This is a genomic window from Streptomyces sp. NPDC046465 (assembly GCF_040646035.1).
Taxonomy (GTDB): Bacteria; Actinomycetota; Actinomycetes; order Streptomycetales; family Streptomycetaceae; genus Streptomyces.
Genome location: NZ_JBEYZK010000016.1, coordinates 227,910 through 246,591 on the forward strand (window position 1 = coordinate 227,910; position 18,682 = coordinate 246,591).

Annotated in this window: 8 protein-coding genes and 1 pseudogene; 4 read left to right on the forward strand and 5 right to left on the reverse strand. The window is 72.8% G+C overall.

The annotated features are described in order from the left end of the window. Positions 1 to 3: 3 nt before the first annotated feature. From ABZ953_RS25590 to ABZ953_RS25600, 3 genes are all read right to left on the reverse strand, one after another. Positions 4 to 2,406, reverse strand: a complete 2,403-nt coding sequence (locus ABZ953_RS25590) for a beta-ketoacyl synthase N-terminal-like domain-containing protein (protein WP_361727718.1) — start codon at positions 2,404 to 2,406, stop codon at positions 4 to 6. A 99-nt stretch (positions 2,407 to 2,505) separates the two neighbouring features. After that, a complete protein-coding gene (locus ABZ953_RS25595; RefSeq protein WP_361727720.1) occupies positions 2,506 to 3,420 on the reverse strand; it encodes an alpha/beta hydrolase in 915 nt (304 codons plus the stop codon). A 31-nt stretch (positions 3,421 to 3,451) separates the two neighbouring features. Continuing rightward, positions 3,452 to 4,318 carry a methyltransferase domain-containing protein gene (locus ABZ953_RS25600; protein WP_361727722.1) on the reverse strand — a complete coding sequence of 289 codons (867 nt, stop codon included), beginning with the start codon at positions 4,316 to 4,318 and terminating at the stop codon, positions 3,452 to 3,454. A gap of 205 nt (positions 4,319 to 4,523) precedes the next feature. Between ABZ953_RS25600 and ABZ953_RS25605 the strand changes: the two genes are divergently transcribed. Both ABZ953_RS25605 and ABZ953_RS25610 read left to right on the forward strand, forming a co-directional pair. Continuing rightward, the gene (locus ABZ953_RS25605) at positions 4,524 to 6,059 is read left to right on the forward strand and encodes a DHA2 family efflux MFS transporter permease subunit (RefSeq protein ID WP_361727724.1); all 1,536 of its coding nucleotides are present in this window, start codon (positions 4,524 to 4,526) and stop codon (positions 6,057 to 6,059) included. A gap of 13 nt (positions 6,060 to 6,072) precedes the next feature. Beyond that, a complete protein-coding gene (locus tag ABZ953_RS25610) occupies positions 6,073 to 6,648 on the forward strand; it encodes a TetR family transcriptional regulator (protein WP_361727725.1) in 576 nt (191 codons plus the stop codon). 118 nt (positions 6,649 to 6,766) lie between these two features. Here the strand turns inward: ABZ953_RS25610 and ABZ953_RS25615 are convergent, their stop codons facing one another. Further along, on the reverse strand, positions 6,767 to 7,180 hold the full coding sequence (locus ABZ953_RS25615) for a thioesterase domain-containing protein (RefSeq protein WP_361727727.1): 414 nt from the start codon (positions 7,178 to 7,180) through the stop codon (positions 6,767 to 6,769). Next, positions 7,080 to 7,565: pseudogene (locus ABZ953_RS25620) on the reverse strand (alpha/beta fold hydrolase); the annotation flags it as partial. The pseudogene ABZ953_RS25620 and the gene ABZ953_RS25615, both read right to left, overlap by 101 nt. Before the next feature lie 218 nt (positions 7,566 to 7,783). On the opposite strand from ABZ953_RS25620, the gene ABZ953_RS25625 reads away from it, so the two are divergent. Together ABZ953_RS25625 and ABZ953_RS25630 are read left to right on the forward strand one after the other, a co-directional pair. Beyond that, positions 7,784 to 16,909, forward strand: coding sequence for a beta-ketoacyl synthase N-terminal-like domain-containing protein (locus ABZ953_RS25625; RefSeq protein ID WP_361727729.1), 9,126 nt, complete (start codon positions 7,784 to 7,786; stop codon positions 16,907 to 16,909). 6 nt (positions 16,910 to 16,915) lie between these two features. Further along, a partial coding sequence (locus ABZ953_RS25630) for a type I polyketide synthase (protein ID WP_361727731.1) occupies positions 16,916 to 18,682 on the forward strand: 1,767 nt, incomplete at its 3' end.

Here is an 18,682-nt window from a genome sequence, read left to right on the forward strand (position 1 = left end):
GTGTCACACCGAGGGGTGCGTGGTGTGGTCGTGCAGCCAGTGGCGCGTGGCCTGGAAGGGGTACGTCGGGAGGTCGACGGGCCGGGGGCGCGCGGTGCGCCGGGTGAGCGGGGTCCAGTCGACGGTGCCGCCCGTGGTGTGGTGCCGCGCGAGCGCGGCAAGCAGGCCGTGCACGGTGGGCGTGCCGGGGGAGAGGGCGTCGGGGGCGGGCGGTGCGGCGGTGGGGGGCGCGGTGAGGTGATGGTGCCAGTAGGCGGGCGACGTGCGGGGCGTGTCCGCCGGAGCCGTGCTCGTGAGGGTGAGCGTGGGGGAGCGGAACGTCAGTTGCTTCAGGACGGGCTCGTAGGCGTCGGGCGTGGGCGGTAGCGCGCCGTCCGCCGTGACCGCGGCGTGGGCGGCGGCCAGTCGGCAGGCGTCGTCGAGGTCCAGGATCCCGGCGGCGTACGCGGCGGCGATGTGGCCGACGCCGTCCCCGGTGAGGGTGTGCGGGTGGACCCCGGCTTCGAGGAGCAGCCGGGCGTACGCGCAGTGGTCCGCGAAGCGCAGGAGCCCGGCGGAGAGCGGGGCGCCCGACCGCGTGCCGAGGAGGCCGCAGGCTTCGTCGAAGACGGTCGCGAACAGGGGGAAGGCCGCGTACAGCTCGCCGCCCGGCGCCGCGTCCGCCGAAGGACCGCCGTCGAAGTGCCAGACGATCTTCCCGGGGCCGACGGAACTGTCGTCGGGGGTGCTCCGCACCAGGGCGGGGTGGTCCTCGTCCGCCGCCAACGCGCGGGTGGCCGCGAGCAGTTCGGCGTGGTCCCCGCCGGTGAGGACGGCGCGGTGTTCCAGAGGGCTACGGGTGGCGGCGAGGGCGTAGGCGATGTCGGCGGCCGGCGGCGTGGGGTCGGCAGCCGCCGTCAGGTGGGTGACGAGCGCCTCCGCCTGCGCCCGGAGGGCTTCGGGGGTCCGCGCCGACAGGGTCCAGGCCACCACCGGTGATCCGGTCACCGTCTCGGCCGGTGCGGCGTCGGCCGGTGCGGCGTCGGCGGTGTCGAGGGCGGGCGGCTCCTCCAGGATGAGGTGGGCGTTCGTACCGGACGTGGCGAACGCGGAGATGCCGACCCGGCGGGGCTCCTCGCGGCGGGGCCACGCGACCGCCTCCGTGAGCAGCTGGACCCCGCCCTTCTTCCAGGTCGCGAGCGGGGTGGGCCGGTCGACGTGGAGCGTCGGGGGCAGCGAGCCGTGCCGGAGGGCCTGGACCATCTTGATGAGCGCGGCGGTACCGGCGGCGCCCTGGGTGTGGCCCGTGTTGGACTTCACGGAGCCCAGCCACAGGGGCCGGTCGGCGGGCCGCCCCGCGCCGTAGGTGGCGAGGAGGGCCTGGATCTCGATGGCGTCACCGATGGGCGTGCCCGTCCCGTGCGCCTCGACGGCGTCGACCTGGTCAGGGACGAGCCCGGCGTCGGCGAGGGCGGCGCGGATCACGTGCTGCTGCGACGGGCCGTTGGGGGCGGCGAGGCCGTAGCCGGCACCGTCCTGGTTCACCGCGGAGCCACGGATGACGGCGAGCACCGGGTGGTCGTTCCGCCGCGCGTCGCTGAGCCGTTCCAGGAGGACGAGACCGACGCCTTCGCCCAGGCCCATGCCGTCCGCCGCCGCGGCGAACGGCTTGCAACGCCCGTCCGCCGCCAGGGATTTCTGGTGGGCGAACGCGTGGAACGTGTGCGGCGTCGACATGACGGTGCCGCCACCGGCGAGGGCGAGTCGGCACTCACCGCGGCGCAGCGCCTGACAGGCCAGGTGCAGGGCGACCAGTGAGGACGAGCAGGCCGTGTCCACGCTGATGGCGGGCCCTTCGAGGCCCAGGGCGTAGGCGATGCGGCCGGAGACGAGACTGCCGGAGGTGCCGCCGCCGAGGTAGGGCAGCAGCTCGTCGGGCGCGGTCTCCAGGCGGGTCGCGTAGTCGTGCCCGGTGGCACCGACGTAGACGCCGGTGAGGGTGGAGCGCAGGGTGTGCGGGGCGATGCGGCCGCGTTCGACGGTCTCCCAGGCGACGTGCAGCATGAGGCGCTGCAGCGGTTCGGTGGCCACGGCCTCGGTCGCGCCGATCCCGAAGAAGCCCGCGTCGAAACCGGCCGCGTCGTCCAGGAAGCCGCCGAGTTCCGCGTACGGGGGTTCCTCGGGCAGCTCCCAGGCGCGGTCGTCGGGGAAACCGGTGACGGCGTCGCGGCCCTCGGAGACCAGGCCCCACAGGTCGTCGGGGGTGCGGGTCCCGCCGGGCAGCCGACAGGCCATGGACACGACGGCGATCGGCTCGTGCCGCGCGGCCTCGACCTCGCGCAGCCGCTGCTGCGTCCGGTGTAGCTCGGCGGTCGTCCACTTGAGGTATTCGACGAGCTTCTCTTCGTTGGCCACGGGATTCGCCACGGGATGAGCCACGGGAATGGTCAGCCTTCCTGTTCTCGCACGTGAGGCCTCAGGCGGGACTGCGTTGCGTGGGCAGGCGTGAGCCGCGCACTGTGGTTGTCAGGGTCGCCGCGGCTGCTTAAGCGGGTCTAACCCCTGCCTTGCCGCAGGGACGCGGCACTCTCGGGCAAGGAGGAGGAGGTCGGCGGCGATCTCGTCGGGCGCACCGGCGTGCAGATCGTGGTCGGAGCCGGGGTACCAGCGCACCGCCACCTGCTCGAGCGCCTCCTCGGCGGCGGCGACCCAGGCACGTACCTGGTCGGCGAGCTGGGGGACGGCCGGAATGATGGGCAGCAGCCGGACCGGCACGGTGATCCTTGGGTACCAGTCGGCGGGGGCCTCCCGCTGCAGGCTCTCGACGATCGACATCACCTGCTCCGCGGTGAGGCGGGGGACGAGCATCCCGTCAGGACCGACGCGGTAGTCCGCGAGGCGCGCCTCGATGGAGGCGGGCGACCAGTCGGGGTGCGTGGCCACCAGATAGGCGCGCATGTCGGCGGCGCTCGTGGTGCCCTCCTGCGCGCGTCGGACCACTTCCGCGGTGCGTTCCCAGAAGGCGCGCATCACCGGACCGTCGAACTCGTACCAGCCGCCGTCGATCAGGACGAGACCGGCGACGAGGCCGGGCCGCTCGGCCGCGAGGCGCAATGCGAGGTGCGCGCCCCAGGAGTGGCCGGCCACCAGGGCGCCGGACAGGCCGAGGGCGGAGACCGCCTCGACCAGGTCCGTGACGACGGCCGCGTTCTCGTATCCGTCCCGCGGCGCGTCCGAGTCGCCGTGGCCGCGGTGGTCGACCGCGTAGACCGGATGTCCTGCGGCGGCGAGGCGCTCGGCGACCTCGTCCCACATGCGGGCGTTCGAGAGCATGCCGTGCAGCAGCAGGAACGGGCGGCCCTCGGTGTGCGGACCGGCTGCCTGCCGGTGCCGCACGTTGAGGGAGACGGTCGTCGACACGGGGACGCGGAGCTTCTTCACAGGCGGGCCCTCGGGGTGGGAGCGGGGCGGGTCAGGGGCGCTGCGCGGTGGCGAAGATGTACCCGAGTTCGGGCATCGTGCCGAGGGCCGCCTGGTTGTGCAGGAAGAGCTCGTACCCCTCGACGCCGATGATGTCGACGTACTCGTCCCGGTGGGCGCGGATCCACTCGACGTATCCGTCGTACGTCTTGGCGGTCTCGCGGGTGATGTCGGTCAGCTCCAGGACCGTCCAGCCGGCCGCGCGGAAGATGCCGGGGTACTCCCCGATGTCGGTGAGCGCGGCGTAGATGGTGGTGTCGCTGACGGTGGCGGTCCGCGGCTTGTCGGGGTCGGGGTTGAGGTAGACCATGTCGGCGATGGGCATCCGCGCGCCGGGCTTCACCACGCGCAGGGCCTCGGTGAGGACCTGCTGCTTGTCGGGCATGTGGAGCATGGACTCAAGGGCCCAGCAGTGGTCGAAGGATCCGTCGTCGAACGGCAGGTTCATGGCGTCGACCTGCTCGAAACGGACCCGGTCGGCGAGCCCGGCCTCCTGTGCCCGGCGGTTGCCGCGCTCGACCTGGCGGGCGCTGACGGAGATGCCGACCACCTCGACGTCGCGGGCGCGGGCCAGATGCATCGCCGGGGTGCCGTTGCCGCAGCCGATGTCGAGGACGCGGTGGCCGGGGCCGGGGTCGAGGCGGCGGATCATCTCGTCCGTCATCTGCACCATGGCCTGGTCGAACGTGGCGTCCTGCGCGCCGCTGTCGAACCAGTAGCCGTAGTGCAGATTGCCGTCTCCGAGCTGGGTCATCAGGTCGAAGACCTTGTGGTCGTAGTAGTGGCCGATGTCGCTGGGCTCGGGGGCGACGGTCTTGTTCACCGTCGGGGGCTTCTTGGTCGTCGCGTTCTTCGTCACGGCCTCAGCGTCACGGCGCGGTCCGGGGCGTCACAACCCCACCCCCGCCCCTCAACAGCCCCTATGGCCGTCTGCCGCCCACCCCTAGTGGGGGGCCTCAACGGTGGGCCTTAACGCCTTGCATACGGAGAGGGTGGCACCCGACCGAAAAAAATGAGAGTAGGCTCCGACTAGGTATTGAGCTCTCTTTAGGAGGTCGACTCTCGTGTCAGCAGATCTGGGTGCGCGGCGGTGGTGGGCCGTCGGGGCTCTCGTGCTCGCGTCAATGGTCGTGGGCTTCGATGTGACGATCCTGAGCCTGGCGCTGCCGGCCATGGCCGACGACCTGGGCGCGAACAACGTCGAGCTGCAGTGGTTCGTGACCTCGTACACGCTGGTGTTCGCGGCCGGAATGATCCCCGCGGGCATGCTCGGTGACCGGTTCGGGCGCAAGAAGGTCCTGCTCGCCGCCCTGGTGATCTTCGGCATCGCCTCGGTGGCCTGTGCCTACTCCACGGCGTCCGGGACGTTCATCGGCGCGCGTGCGGTGCTCGGCCTGGGAGCCGCGCTGATCATGCCGACCACGCTCTCGCTCCTGCCGGTCATGTTCTCCGACGAGGAGCGGCCCAAGGCGATCGGCGCGGTGGCGGGTGCGGCCATGCTGGCCTATCCGCTCGGCCCGATCCTGGGCGGCTACCTGCTCAACCACTTCTGGTGGGGCTCGGTCTTCCTGATCAACGTGCCGGTGGTGATCCTCGCCTTCTTCGCGGTCTCCGCCTGGCTGCCCGAGTCCAAGGCCAAGGAGGCCAAGCCGTTCGACGTGGGCGGCCTGGTGTTCTCCAGCGTGGGCCTCGCCGCGATGACGTACGGCGTGATCCAGGGCGGCGAGAAGGGCTGGACGGACGTCACCACCCTCGTGCCGACCCTCGGCGGCATCCTCGCCATCGTGATCTTCGTGTTCTGGGAGAAGAGGGTGGCCGACCCGCTGGTCGACCTCTCGCTGTTCCGCTCGGCCCGGTTCACCTCCGGCACCATGCTCGGCACGGTGATCAACTTCACCATGTTCGGCGTGCTGTTCACCATGCCGCAGTACTACCAAGCGGTCCTCGGCACCGACGCGATGGGCAGCGGCTTCCGGCTCCTGCCGATGGTCGGCGGGCTGCTCGTGGGCGTGACGGTCGCCAACAAGGTCGCCAAGGGGCTCGGCCCGAAGACCTCGGTCGGCCTGGGCTTCGCGCTCCTGTCCGCCGCCTTGTTCTACGGCGCCACCACCGCCACCGGCAGCGGCACCGGCCTGGCCGCCGCATGGACCGCGGTGTACGGACTCGGCCTCGGCATCGCCCTTCCCACCGCCATGGACGCGGCGCTCGGCGCACTGTCCGAGGACACCGCGGGCGTCGGATCCGGCGTCAACCAGTCGATCCGTACGCTCGGCGGCAGCTTCGGCGCGGCCATCCTCGGCTCCGTCCTCAACTCCGGCTACCGCGGCAAGCTCGAACTCGACGGAGTGCCCGCACAGGCACACGACGCGGCCAAGGACTCGGTCTTCGGCGGCCTCGCGGTCGCGCGGGCACTGAAGTCCTCCACACTCGGCGACTCGGTGCGCGCGGCATACGTCCACGCCCTGGACGTCGTCCTCGTGGTGTCCGGCGCCCTCGGCCTGCTCGGTGTGCTCCTCGCCGTGGTGTGGCTGCCCCGCCATGTTGGTCAGAGCACCGCCAAGACAGCAGAATCTGAGCATGAAGCCGCAGACGCAGTCTGACCAGGGCAAAACCGTGCCTGGACTGAGAGAACGCAAGAAGGCCAGAACGAAGGCCGCGATCCAGCGGGAGGCGGTGCGCTTGTTCAGGGAACAGGGCTACTCCGCCACGACCATCGAGCAGATCGCCGAAGCCGCCGAGGTCGCCCCCAGCACCGTCTTCCGCTACTTCGCGACCAAGCAGGACCTGGTCTTCTCTCACGACTACGATCTGCCGTTCGCCATGATGTTCCAGGCCCAGTCGCCCGACCTGACGCCGATCCAGGCCGAGCGGCAGACCATCAGATCGATGTTGCGGGACATCCCCGCGCAGGAACTGGCCCTGCAGCGCGAGCGGTTCGCCCTGATCCTCTCCGAACCGGAGCTCTGGGGCGCCAGCCTGGGCAACATCGGCCAGACCATGGAACTCATGGGCGAACAGGTCGCCAAGCGGTCCGGCCGCGACCCGCGGGACCCCGCGGTGCGCGCCTACACCGGTGCCGTGTTCGGAGTGATGCTGCAGATCTCCATGGACTGGGCGAACGACCCGGAGATGGACTTCGCGACCACACTGGACGAGGCGCTCCACTGCCTGGAAGACCTGCGGCCCTGAGACCACAGGGGGAGAGACGACCGCGCGCGGCCACCGTCCCCCCGGCTGCCGCGCCCGGTCCAGCCTGGCGTGCTCCGACTTCCCTCGGCGGAGCACGCCAGGGGTATGTCCGCCCGCTTCAGACGCCGGACGCTCCCGCCAGCGCGGCGGTGACGACGGCCGCCACCCGCTCCAGGCAGCCGTCGAGATAGAAGTGGCCGCCGGGCAGCACCCGCAGATCGAACCCCGCCGTGGTCCGCTCCCGCCAGGAAGCGGCCTCCTCGGGAGTGGTCCGCTCGTCGGCGTCACCGATCAGCGCCGTGACCGGGCAGTCCAGCCGCTCCGGTCCCGGCGCCTCGTAACTCCCCACGGCCCGGTAGTCGGCCCGCAGCGCGGGCAGGATCATCTCCTGCAGCTCCGGGCTGGCGAAGAACCGCTCGTCCGTGCCGCCCATCGCCCGCAGATGAGCCAGGATGTCCGCGTCCCCGAGCGCCTTCGCCCCGCCCACGGGCCGGTAGGGCCGCGCGATGCCCCCGGAGGCGAACAAGTGCACCGGCAGGCCCGGACCCGAAGGCCCCGTACGCGCCAGACCCCCGCAGCCGCCGCGCCACCTCGAACGCCACGATGGCGCCCAAGCTGTGCCCGAACAGGGCGAACGGCTTCCCGTCGCACGGCAGTTGGGGCACCACGCCGTCGGCGAGAGCGGCCACCGATTCGAGGCACGGTTCCGTATGCCGGTCCTGCCGCCCCGGATACTGCACGGACAGGACCTCGATGCCCGGTGCGAGCAGCCCGGAAAGACCGAAGAAGTAGCTCGCCGAACCACCCGCGAACGGAAAGCAGACCAGCCGCACCGGCGCCGCCGCGGCCTCGTGGTACCGGCGCAGCCACACCCCGGCCCCGGTCTTCTGCTCCACCCGCGCCGCGCCCCTGTCCATCGCACTCCCTCTCGTCGCGTACCGCCGCACGCGCCTGATGCTGGCCGCACGCCATAGCGCGCGTCTAAAGCGGCAGGCGGCTAGCCGGGGTTTGGTTCGACTTTAGAGACCCCGCCCACGATGAGGCCGGTACTCGTAGCGATCTCCGATTTCGGACCGGGAGCGCCGTTGATGTCTTGTGGCAGCCAGTTGTTCCCCGCTCGACCGCAGCTGACGTGATGGCCACGGCCCATTCGCCCGCGCCCGGCGACCGGTCCGCGCCCGGTGCGTCATCCGCACCCGGCGACGATGTCCGGCACGAACCGGTCGCGGTCGTCGGGATGGCCTGCCGACTGCCCGGCGCATCCGGCCCGGCCGCGTTCTGGAAGCTGCTGAGCGAGGGGCGCAGCGCTGTGCGGGCCGCACCGCCCGAACACCGGCAAGCCGACTCCGGCCTCCAGGGGCCCGGCGGCTTCCTCGACCGGATCGACGGCTTCGACGCCGCGTTCTTCGGCATCAGCCCCCGCGAAGCCGTCGCGATGGACCCCCAGCAGCGGCTGCTCCTCGAACTGAGCTGGGAGGCCCTGGAGGACGCCGGGATCCGGCCGCCCACCCTGGCGCACAGCCGCACCGGGGTCTTCGTCGGCGCCCTCTGGGACGACTACGCCCACGTCCTGAACCGCCGGACCGAAGACGCCGTCACCCGGCACACCATGACCGGCGTGCACCGCAGCATCCTGGCCAACCGCATCTCGTACACCTACCACCTGGCGGGGCCGAGCCTGACCGTCGACACCGCGCAGTCCTCCTCGCTGGTCGCCGTGCACCTGGCCTGCGAGAGCATCAGGAACGGCGAGAGCGAGACCGCGTTCGCGGGCGGCGTCAACCTCATCTGCTCGCCGCACAGCACCGAGCTGGCCGCGGCCCGCTTCGGCGGTCTTTCGGCCACCGGCCGCTGCCACACCTTCGACGCCCGCGCCGACGGTTTCATACGCGGCGAGGGCGGCGGCCTCGTCGTGCTCAAGCCGCTCGCCGCGGCGCGGCGCGACGGCGACACCGTGTACTGCGTCATCAAGGGGAGCGCGGTCAACAGCGACGGCGCGACCGACGGCCTCACTCTGCCCAGCGGACCGGCGCAGCAGGACGTGGTGCGCCAGGCCTGCCGCCGGGCCCGCGTCACGCCGGACCTGGTCCAGTACGTCGAACTGCACGGCACCGGCACCCCCGTGGGGGACCCGATCGAGGCCGCCGCGCTCGGCGCCGCACTCGGGCGGCACGAGGCGCGCACCGCCCCGCTGGCCGTCGGCTCCGCCAAGACGAACGTCGGCCACCTCGAAGCCGCCGCCGGTATCGTCGGACTCCTCAAGACGGCCCTGAGCATCCACCACCGGCGCCTCGCACCGAGCCTGAACTTCACCACCCCCCACCCGGCCATCCCGCTCGCCGACCTCGGCCTGACCGTTCAGCAGCGCCCCGACGACTGGCCGCGCCCCGAACAGCCCCTGATCGCCGGAGTGTCCTCGTTCGGCATGGGCGGCACCAACAGCCATCTCGTCCTGGCCGCCCCACCTGCCCCGGCCGACCCCCCGAAGGCCGCCCCGGCCCCCCGGCGATCCGCCACCCGCCGCGACACCAACACGTCCCCCTCGTCCGCCACCTCTCCGACGCCCTGGCCGGTCGGCGCCCACAGCGCGCCCGCGCTGCGCGCCCAGGCGGGACGGCTGCACGCACACCTGACCGGCCACCCCGCCCCCCTCCCCGCCGCCGCCCAGGTGGGCCACGCCCTCGCCACGACCCGCGCGCCCCTCACCCACCGGGCCGTCCTGCTCGGCGACGACACCACCGAGTTGCTCGGTTCCCTGGCCGCGCTGGCCGAGGGGGCGGAGAGCTCCTCGGTGGTGCGGGGCGAAGCGGACGGCGACGGAAAGCTGGCTTTCCTGTTCAGCGGCCAGGGTGCCCAACGGCTGGGCATGGGACGGGAGTTGTACGCGGCGTTCCCCGTCTTCGCCGACGCTCTCGACGAGGCGTTCGCGGCGCTGGACGAGCATCTCGACCACCCGCTGCGCGAGATCGTCTTCGGCAGTGGGGAGGGGGGAGAGGGCGGAGGTGGCGACGGTGGTGATGATGAGCGCCGGGCACTGCTCGACCGGACCGCCTGCACCCAACCGGCGCTCTTCGCGATCGAGACGAGCCTGTACCGCCTGGCGGCCTCCTTCGGGCTGCGGCCGGACTACGTCCTCGGCCACTCGGTCGGCGAGATCGCCGCCGCACACGTGGCGGGCGTCCTCTCGCTGCCGGACGCGAGCGCTCTGGTGACAGCCCGCGGCCGTCTCATGCAGGCGGTACGGGAACCCGGCGCGATGGCCGCGTGGCAGGCGACCGAGGACGAGGCGGCCGAACTGCTCGCGGGCCACGAGGAGCACGTCACCGTCGCCGCCGTCAACGGCCCCGACTCCGTGGTGATCTCCGGCGACCGCGACACCGTCGACGCACTGACCGCCGACTGGCAAGGGCGCGGCCGCAAGGCGCACCGCCTGAAGGTCAGCCACGCCTTCCACTCGCCGCACATGGACTCCGTTCTCGACGAACTGCGCGCTGTGGCAGCCGGTTTGACCTTCCGTACGCCGGTCATTCCCGTCGTCTCCAACGTCACCGGCGAGCCCCTGACCGGTGCGGAGCAGGCCGACCCCGAGTACTGGGCCCGGCACGCGCGCGAGCCCGTCCGGTTCCTGACCGGCGTACGGGGGCTGTGCGAGCGCGGCGTGACCACCTTCGTCGAACTCGGCCCGGACGCGCCGCTGTCCGCGATGGCCCGCGACTGCTTCCCCGCCACCGCGGACCCGGGCCGCCCGCGCCCGGCGGCGGTGGCCGCGTGTCGCCGTGGCCGCGGCGAGGCGGGCACGTTCATGACGGCTCTGGCGCAGGCGTATGTGCGGGGCTGCGAGGTCGACTTCAGCGCCGCGTACAGCTCGTACGGTTCGCACGGCGGCGGTGCCGGTGCCGGTGGTGCCGGTGCCGGTGGCGTCGGTCGCCTGAGCCTGCCCACCTACGCCTTCCAGCGCGAGCGCCACTGGCCCGGTGTCAGTCCGGAGCGGCGGTCGGAACGTGTGACGGACGAGAAGCGGGCGGAGCCTGGAGCAGGCGGAGAGCACGGGGCGGAGCGGAGCGAGTACGCCGGGCGGCTTGCCGCGCTCTCAGCCGCCGATCAGGAGCGCACCCTGCTCGGCCTGGTGGCCAAGCATGTGGCCGTGGTGCTCGGAACCGGCTCCGGCGCGGTCGAAACCGCCCGTACCTTCAAGAAGCTGGGCTTCGACTCGATGGCCGCGGCCGAGCTGAGCGAACGGCTCGGCGCGGCGACCGGCCTGCCCCTGCCCGCCACACTCACCTTCGACCACCCGACCCCCCTGGCCGTCGCCACGCATTTGCGGGCCCAACTCCTGGGCAAGGGCGCCCTGTTGACAAAGCAGGGCGCCCCCACGGGCGGGCTCGCCCCGGTCGACGACCCGATCGCCATCGTGGCCATGAGCTGCCGCTACCCGGGCGGCGCCGTCTCGCCGGAAGACCTGTGGCGGCTGGTCGCCGAAGGCGCCGACGCGACCGGCGAGTTCCCCACCGACCGCGGCTGGGACCTGGACCGGCTGTTCCACCCCGACGCCACCCGGTCGGGCACCAGCAGTACGCGACGGGGCGGCTTCTTGTACGACGCCGCCGACTTCGACGCCGAGTTCTTCGACATCAGCCCCCGCGAGGCGCTGGCCGTCGACCCGCAGCAGCGCCTGCTCCTCGAATGTGCCTGGGAGGCCTTCGAGCGGGCCGGCCTGGACCCGCGGGCGCTCAACGGCAGCCCCACCGGCGTCTTCGTCGGCATGACGGGCCAGGACTACGGCCCCCGACTCCACGAGCCGTCCCAGTCCACGGACGGCTATCTGCTGACCGGCAGCACCCCCAGCGTGGCCTCGGGCCGCCTTTCGTTCAGTTTCGGTCTGGAAGGGCCCGCCCTGACGGTGGACACCGCCTGCTCCTCCTCCCTGGTCACGCTCCACCTGGCCGCCCAGGCGCTGCGGCGCGGCGAGTGCGAGCTGGCCCTGGCCGGAGGCGCCACCGTCCTTGCCACGCCGGGCATGTTCACCGAATTCTCGCGCCAGCGGGGCCTCGCGCCCGACGGTCGCTGCAAGCCGTTCGCGGCGGGCGCCGACGGCACGGGCTGGGCCGAGGGCGTGGGCCTGGTCCTCCTGGAACGCCTCTCCGAGGCTCGGCGCAAGGGCCACGACGTCCTCGCAGTCATCCGCGGCTCCGCGGTCAACCAGGACGGCGCGAGCAACGGCCTGACCGCCCCCAACGGCCCCTCGCAGCAGCGCGTCATCCGTGCCGCGCTCGCCGACGCCCGGCTCAGGGCCGACGAGGTCGACGTGGTGGAGGCGCACGGTACGGGCACCACGCTGGGCGACCCGATCGAGGCGCAGGCCCTGCTGGCCACATACGGTCAAGGCCGTTCCGAGGGGCGGCCGTTGTGGCTGGGGTCCGTGAAGTCGAACATCGGTCACACCCAGGCCGCCGCAGGTGTGGCGGGCGTCATCAAGATGGTGATGGCGCTGCGTCACGAGCGGCTGCCCGCCACGCTGCATGTCGACGAACCGAGCGGGCACGTCGACTGGACGACGGGTGCCGTCCGCCTGCTCACCGAGCCGGTGCCCTGGTCACGCGCCGAACGCCCGCGCCGGGCCGCCATATCGTCCTTCGGCATCTCCGGCACGAACGCCCACCTCGTTCTTGAGGAGGCGCAGGAGGCGCAGGAGGGCGAGGGGAGTAGTGCCCGGCGGGAGCCTCGGGGCGAGTCCGGCTGGTCGGTGAAGCGCGGCGTGCTCCCGTGGGTGGTCACCGGGCGCAGCCCGGCCGCTCTCCGCGAACAGGCCGCCCGCTTGCGCGAGTTCGTGTCCGACGACACGGCTGTGGGGGCGACGGAGGTGGGCCGGTCACTGGTCACGCGCCGGTCGGTGTTCGAGCACCGGGCTGTGGTGGTGGGCCGGGACAGGGATGCGCTGAGGGCTGGTCTCGGTGCGTTGGCGGCGGGTGAGGCTTCCGCGGATGTGGTGTCCGGGGTTGCGGGTGATGTGGGTGCGGGGCCGGTGTTGGTGTTTCCGGGGCAGGGTTCGCAGTGGGTGGGGATGGGGGCGCAGCTGCTGGATGAGTCGCCGGTGTTTTCGGCGCGGATCGCGGAGTGTGAGCAGGCGCTGTCGGTGTATGTGGACTGGTCGTTGCGTGATGTGTTGTGCGGGGACGGGGGTGAGCTGTCGCGGGTTGAGGTCGTGCAGCCGGTGCTGTGGGCGGTGATGGTGTCGCTGGCTGCGGTGTGGGCGGACTGTGGGGTTACTCCGGCTGCTGTGGTGGGGCACTCCCAGGGGGAGATCGCGGCGGCCGTCGTCGCCGGGGCGCTCACTCTGGAGGACGGTGCCAAGATCGTGGCGCTGCGCAGCCAGGCGCTGCGGCAGCTCTCGGGCGGGGGCGCCATGGCCTCCCTCGGGGTGGGCCGGGAGCAGGCCGCCGCACTCGTCTCGGACTACCCCGACGTGGGGATCGCCGCCGTCAACGGGCCCTCCTCGACCGTCATTTCGGGGCCACCGGGCCAAGTCGCCGCCGTCGTCGCCGACGCCGAGGCGCGCGAGCTGCGGGGCCGCGTCATCGACGTGGACTACGCCTCGCACAGCCCGCAGGTCGACGCCATCACGGACGAGTTGACGCGCGTTCTGGCGGGTGTCCGCCCCGTCGCAGCCCCCGTGGCGTTCTACTCGGCCGTGACCGGAACCCGCGTCGACACCACGAGCCTCGACACCGACTACTGGGTCACCAACCTGCGTCGGCCGGTACGGTTCGCCGACGCCGTCGGCGCGCTCCTCGCCGATGGACACCGCGTCTTCATCGAGTCCAGCAGCCACCCGGTACTCACCCTCGGGCTGCAGGAAACCTTCGAAGAGGCCGGGTCCGACGCGGTCACCGTGCCGACGCTGCGGCGAGAGGACGGCGGTCTGCCACGGCTGGCCCTCTCGCTGGCACAGGCTTTCGGCGCCGGGTGCGAGGTCAGGTGGGAGAGCTGGTTCCCGGCCGCCGACCCATCCCTCCCGTACTCCTTGGATCTGCCCACGTACGCCTTCCAGCGGCGGCGCTACTGGCTGGACGCGCCCATCGGCACCCAGGACGCGGCGGCCCTGGGCCTCGCCGCGGCCGGACATCCGCTCCTCGGGGCGGCCACCGAACTCGCCGACGGCGACGTACACCTGCTCACCGGCCGCATCAGCCGCCACAGCCACCCCTGGCTCGCCCAGCACACGCTCTTCGGCACCGCTGTCGTCCCCGCGTCCGTCCTCGCGGAGTGGGCGCTGCGCGCCGCCGCCGAGGCCGGGTGCGCGGGCATCGACGACCTGACGCTCCAGACCCCGCTGACGTTGCCCGACACCGCGGGCGTGCAGGTGCAGATCGTCGTGGGGCCTGCCGACGCAGGGGACGCGCACCGCGAGCTTCACGTCTACGCCCGCCCCGAGGGCGAGGACGAGGGCGGCCCCGACGGGGGCGGTGCGCCCTGGACCTGCCATGCCGAGGGCCGACTGCTCGCGGCGATGTCTCCGGCGCCGGACCCGGAGGCGGCGGGGGCCCCGGAGGCCCCGGAGGCCCTTGACGGTGTGGTGTGGCCGCCGGTCGGCGCCGAGCCCCTGGACCCGAGTGACCTGTACGAGCGGGCCGCCGAAGCCGGTGTCGGCTACGGGCCCGCCTTCACCGGGTTGCGTGCCATGTGGCGACGGGGGGCGGAGCTGTTCGCCGAGGTGACGTTGGCTCAAGAAGCCTCGGATGTGGCCGGTTTCGGCATTCACCCGGCTCTCCTCGATGCCGCGCTGCACCCGGCGGTGCTCGGTGAGCTGCCCGCCGGGGGCGACCAGGTGTGGCTGCCCTTCGCTTTGAGCGGGGTGTCCCTCCGGGCCACGGGGGCCACCTCCGTACGAGTCCGTCTCACCCCGCTGGACACGGTTGGGCCTGCGGGGCAGGCGGAGCAGGCGGAGCAGGCGGGGCGGACCTGGCGGATCAGGGTGAGCGACCCGACCGGCGTCGAGGTGCTGACGTGCGACGGGCTGGTGCTCGTGGCGGCGGGCTCCCGGGAGCTGCGGGCCGCCGGTCGGCGGACGTCCGAGCTGTACGAGGTGCAGTGGATCCCGGTACCCGAGCCCGACCGCGCGGAGGCCGTCGACCGCTCGGGTTGGGTCTTCCTGGGGGAGAGCGCGGTGCGGGGCGCGGGCGCGAGCGCGGGCGATCGGAGGTATCCGGATGCGGACTCTCTGGGAGCGGCCCTGGACGCCGGGGCGCCGGTGCCGTCGGTCGTCGTCCTGGCCCTCGCCCCGACGGCCGCTCCTGCCGCCGCCGCGGTTGCCGTCGCGGCCGAGGACGAGGCCGCCCTCGGCCTTGCGGCGCTGCGGCGGACCGTGGCTCTCGTGGAGCGCTGGCTCGCCGACGACCGTTTCGCCGACACGCGTCTCGTACTGATCACGCGCGACGCGGTCGCCACGGGCGACGGGCACCATCCTGCTACCGTTCCTGCTTCCGCGTCCGCCGCCGTACGAGGCGTGATCCGCGACGCACAGACGAAGCACCCGGGCCGCTTCCTGCTCGTCGACGCCGACGACGCACACGCGGACGACGCACAGGCCGACGACGCACACGCCGACTCGGCCCTGGGGCGTGCCGTGGCGGCGGCGCTCGCCCACGACGAGCCCGACGTCGCCCTCCGCGCGGGACGGGTACTGGTACCCCGCCTCGCGACACCCCGGGACACGACCGCCACTGCGACCGCCACCGCGACCGGCGGCGCGAGCGAGGAGCTGTCGCTCGACCCCGACGGCACCGTGCTGCTCGTCGGTACGGTCGGCTCACCGGTCGCCGACCTCGCCGACCTCGCCGAACACCTCGTACGCACCGGACAGTGCGGGCGCCTGCTGCTCATGTCCGACGACCCCGAACCAGATACGCCCGAACTAGACACGTCTGTCCAAGAGTTGAGGGCTGCGGGTGCCACCGTGGACGTCGTCGCCACGCACGCATCGGACCCGGCCGACCTCGCCGAAGCCGTCACCGTCGCTGTCGCCGCCGTCGACGCGGAACACCCGCTGACGGGAGTCGTCCACGTCACTGCCGCCCCGAACGTTGCCGACGCCGCCGATGCGTGGGCGGCGAGCGCGGGTGTCACCGCGGCCCTGCACGCCGCGACCGCCCACCACCCCCTGGCACTCTTCGCCGTCCTCTCCCCGGCGGGCGCGGACCTGGGCATCACACGCTCGGCGGTCGCCGCCGGAGCGGACGCCTTCCGTGACGCCCTCGCCCTGCGACGACACAGCGCCACCACCACGGGCCTGGCCCTGACCTACGGGCCGCCCGTCCCGACGCGACCCGGCATCAAGGCCACGGCGCCGGGACACCTGCCCGCCCTGCTCGACGCCGCGCGGGGACTCGGCGCGTGCCGACACGACGGGCGCCCCCTGGTCGGGGTTCGGCTCGCCCTCCGCGCCCTGGCCGCCGAGGACGCCGACATCCTGCCCGCACCGCTGCGCGCCCTGGCCGCGGCGCAGGTTCCGGCCCGCCGCACCGCCGCCGACCGCAAGCCCCCCACGGACTGGCCCGCCCGCCTGTCGGGCCTCTCCACCGCCGAACAACTCCGGCTGCTCGTCGGCGCCGTACGGGGCCACGCGGCCGCGGTCCTCGGCCGCACCGACCCGGAGGCGCTGCGCGGCGACGCCACCTTCAAACAGCTGGGCCTGGACTCGCTGACCGCCGTCGAGCTGCGCAACCGGCTCGTGGAGGACACCGGGCTGCGCCTGCCCACCGCGCTCGTCTTCCGCTACCCGACCCCGGCGGCCATCGCCGGACACCTGCGCGAACGGCTGACCGGCCGGAGCGGGACGCCCACGGTCGGGTCATCCGCCCCCGCGCCAGCCGGACCGGCAGACGCGGGCACGGTACTGAGCGACCTGACCCGCATGGAGAACTCACTGGCGGCGCTCACCGCCGAGCTGTCCCACGGCGAGTCGGGTGAGATCACCACCCGCCTTGAATCGCTCCTCACCCGGTGGAGGACGACGAACGCGACCGTCAGAGCCACCGCGAACGGCACCGCCAACGGCACCGCGAACGGCACCGCCAACGGCACCGCGAACGGCACCGCCAACGGCACCGCCAACGGGACAGCGAGCGGCACTTCGGCCGAGGACACCAGCGCCGCCGACCGGCTCAAGGTCGCGTCCGCCGACCAGATCTTCGACTTCATCGACAACGAGCTGGGTGTCGGGCCCGACACCTCACGCGCGACCCCCACTCCGAAGGCCGGGTGACCCCACATGGCGAGTGAAGAGCAACTGGTCGAGTATCTGCGCAGGGTGACCGCCGAGCTCCACGACACGCGCCGACGCCTCGCCCAGGAGGAGGACCGCAGGCAGGAGCCGGTGGCTCTGGTCGGAATGGCCTGCCGGTTCCCTGGTGGCGTGGCCTCCCCGGAGGATCTCTGGGACCTGGTGGCCGCGGGCAAGGACGCCATCGAGGACTTCCCCACCGACCGGGGCTGGGACCTGGAGTCCCTGTACCACCCGGACCCGGCCAACTACGGCACCAGCTATGTGCGCCACGGCGGGTTCGTGGACGACGCGGGCTCCTTCGACGCCGACTTCTTCGGCATCAGCCCGCGCGAGGCCCTGGCCATGGACCCGCAGCAGCGGCTGATGCTGGAGACGTCCTGGGAGCTGTTCGAGCGTTCCGGTATCGATCCCGTCTCCCTCAAGGGCAGCCGCACGGGCGTCTACGCCGGTGTGTCCAGCGAGGACTACATGTCCCAACTCCCGCGTATTCCCGAGGGGTTCGAGGGGCACGCCACCACCGGAAGCCTGACCAGCGTCATCTCGGGGCGGGTGGCCTACAACTACGGCTTGGAAGGCCCCGCCGTCACCGTCGACACGGCCTGCTCCGCCTCCCTCGTCGCGATCCATCTGGCAAGTCAGGCACTGCGCCAGCGCGAGTGCGACCTGGCTGTCGCGGGCGGTGTGCTGGTGCTGTCGAGCCCGCTGATGTTCACCGAGTTCTGCCGCCAGCGCGGCCTGGCGCCCGACGGCCGCTGCAAGCCGTTCGCCGCCGCCGCCGACGGCACCGGATTCTCCGAGGGCATCGGCCTGATCCTCCTGGAGCGCCTCTCCGACGCCCGCCGCAACGGCCACAACGTGCTGGCCGTCATCCGCGGTTCGGCCGTGAACCAGGACGGCGCGAGCAACGGTCTGACCGCCCCCAACGACGCCGCGCAGGAGCAGGTCATCCGCGCCGCCCTCGACAACGCCCGGCTCACCCCCGCCGAGGTGGACACCGTCGAGGCACACGGCACCGGCACCAGACTGGGCGACCCCATCGAGGCCGGGGCCCTGCTCGCCACCTACGGCCGCCACCGTGACCGGCCCCTCCTGCTCGGCTCCCTCAAGTCCAACATCGGCCACACCCACGCCACCGCCGGTGTCGCCGGCGTCATCAAGACCGTCATGGCCATCCGCAACGGCCTGGTGCCCGCCACCCTCCACGTCGAGGAACTGAGCCCGCACGTCGACTGGGACACAGGAGCGGTCGAGGTCGTCACCGAGCCCACCTCGTGGCCCGACACCGGCCGTCCCCGGCGCGCCGGAGTCTCCGCGTTCGGCATCTCGGGCACGAACGCACACCTGATCCTCGAGCAGTACCCCGAGGACACACCCGAAGAAGCCGAGCGCCCTACACCTGAGCACGTGCCGGGCGCGGTCGTACCGTGGGTGCTCTCCGGACGGACCGAGGATGCACTGAGCGAACAGGCGCGGCGTCTGGGCGAGTTCGTCGCGGGAGACACGGAAGCGCTGCCCACTGAGGTGGGGTGGTCGCTCACCACGACGCGGTCGGTGTTCGAGCACCGGGCGGTGGTGGTCGGCCGGGACCGGGACGCGCTGACGGCCGGTCTCGGCGCGTTGGCTGTGGGTCAGGCCTCGCAGGGTGTGGTGTCCGGGCTTGCGGGTGATGTGGGTGCGGGGCCGGTGTTGGTGTTTCCGGGGCAGGGTTCGCAGTGGGTGGGGATGGGGGCGCAGCTCCTGGATGAGTCGCCG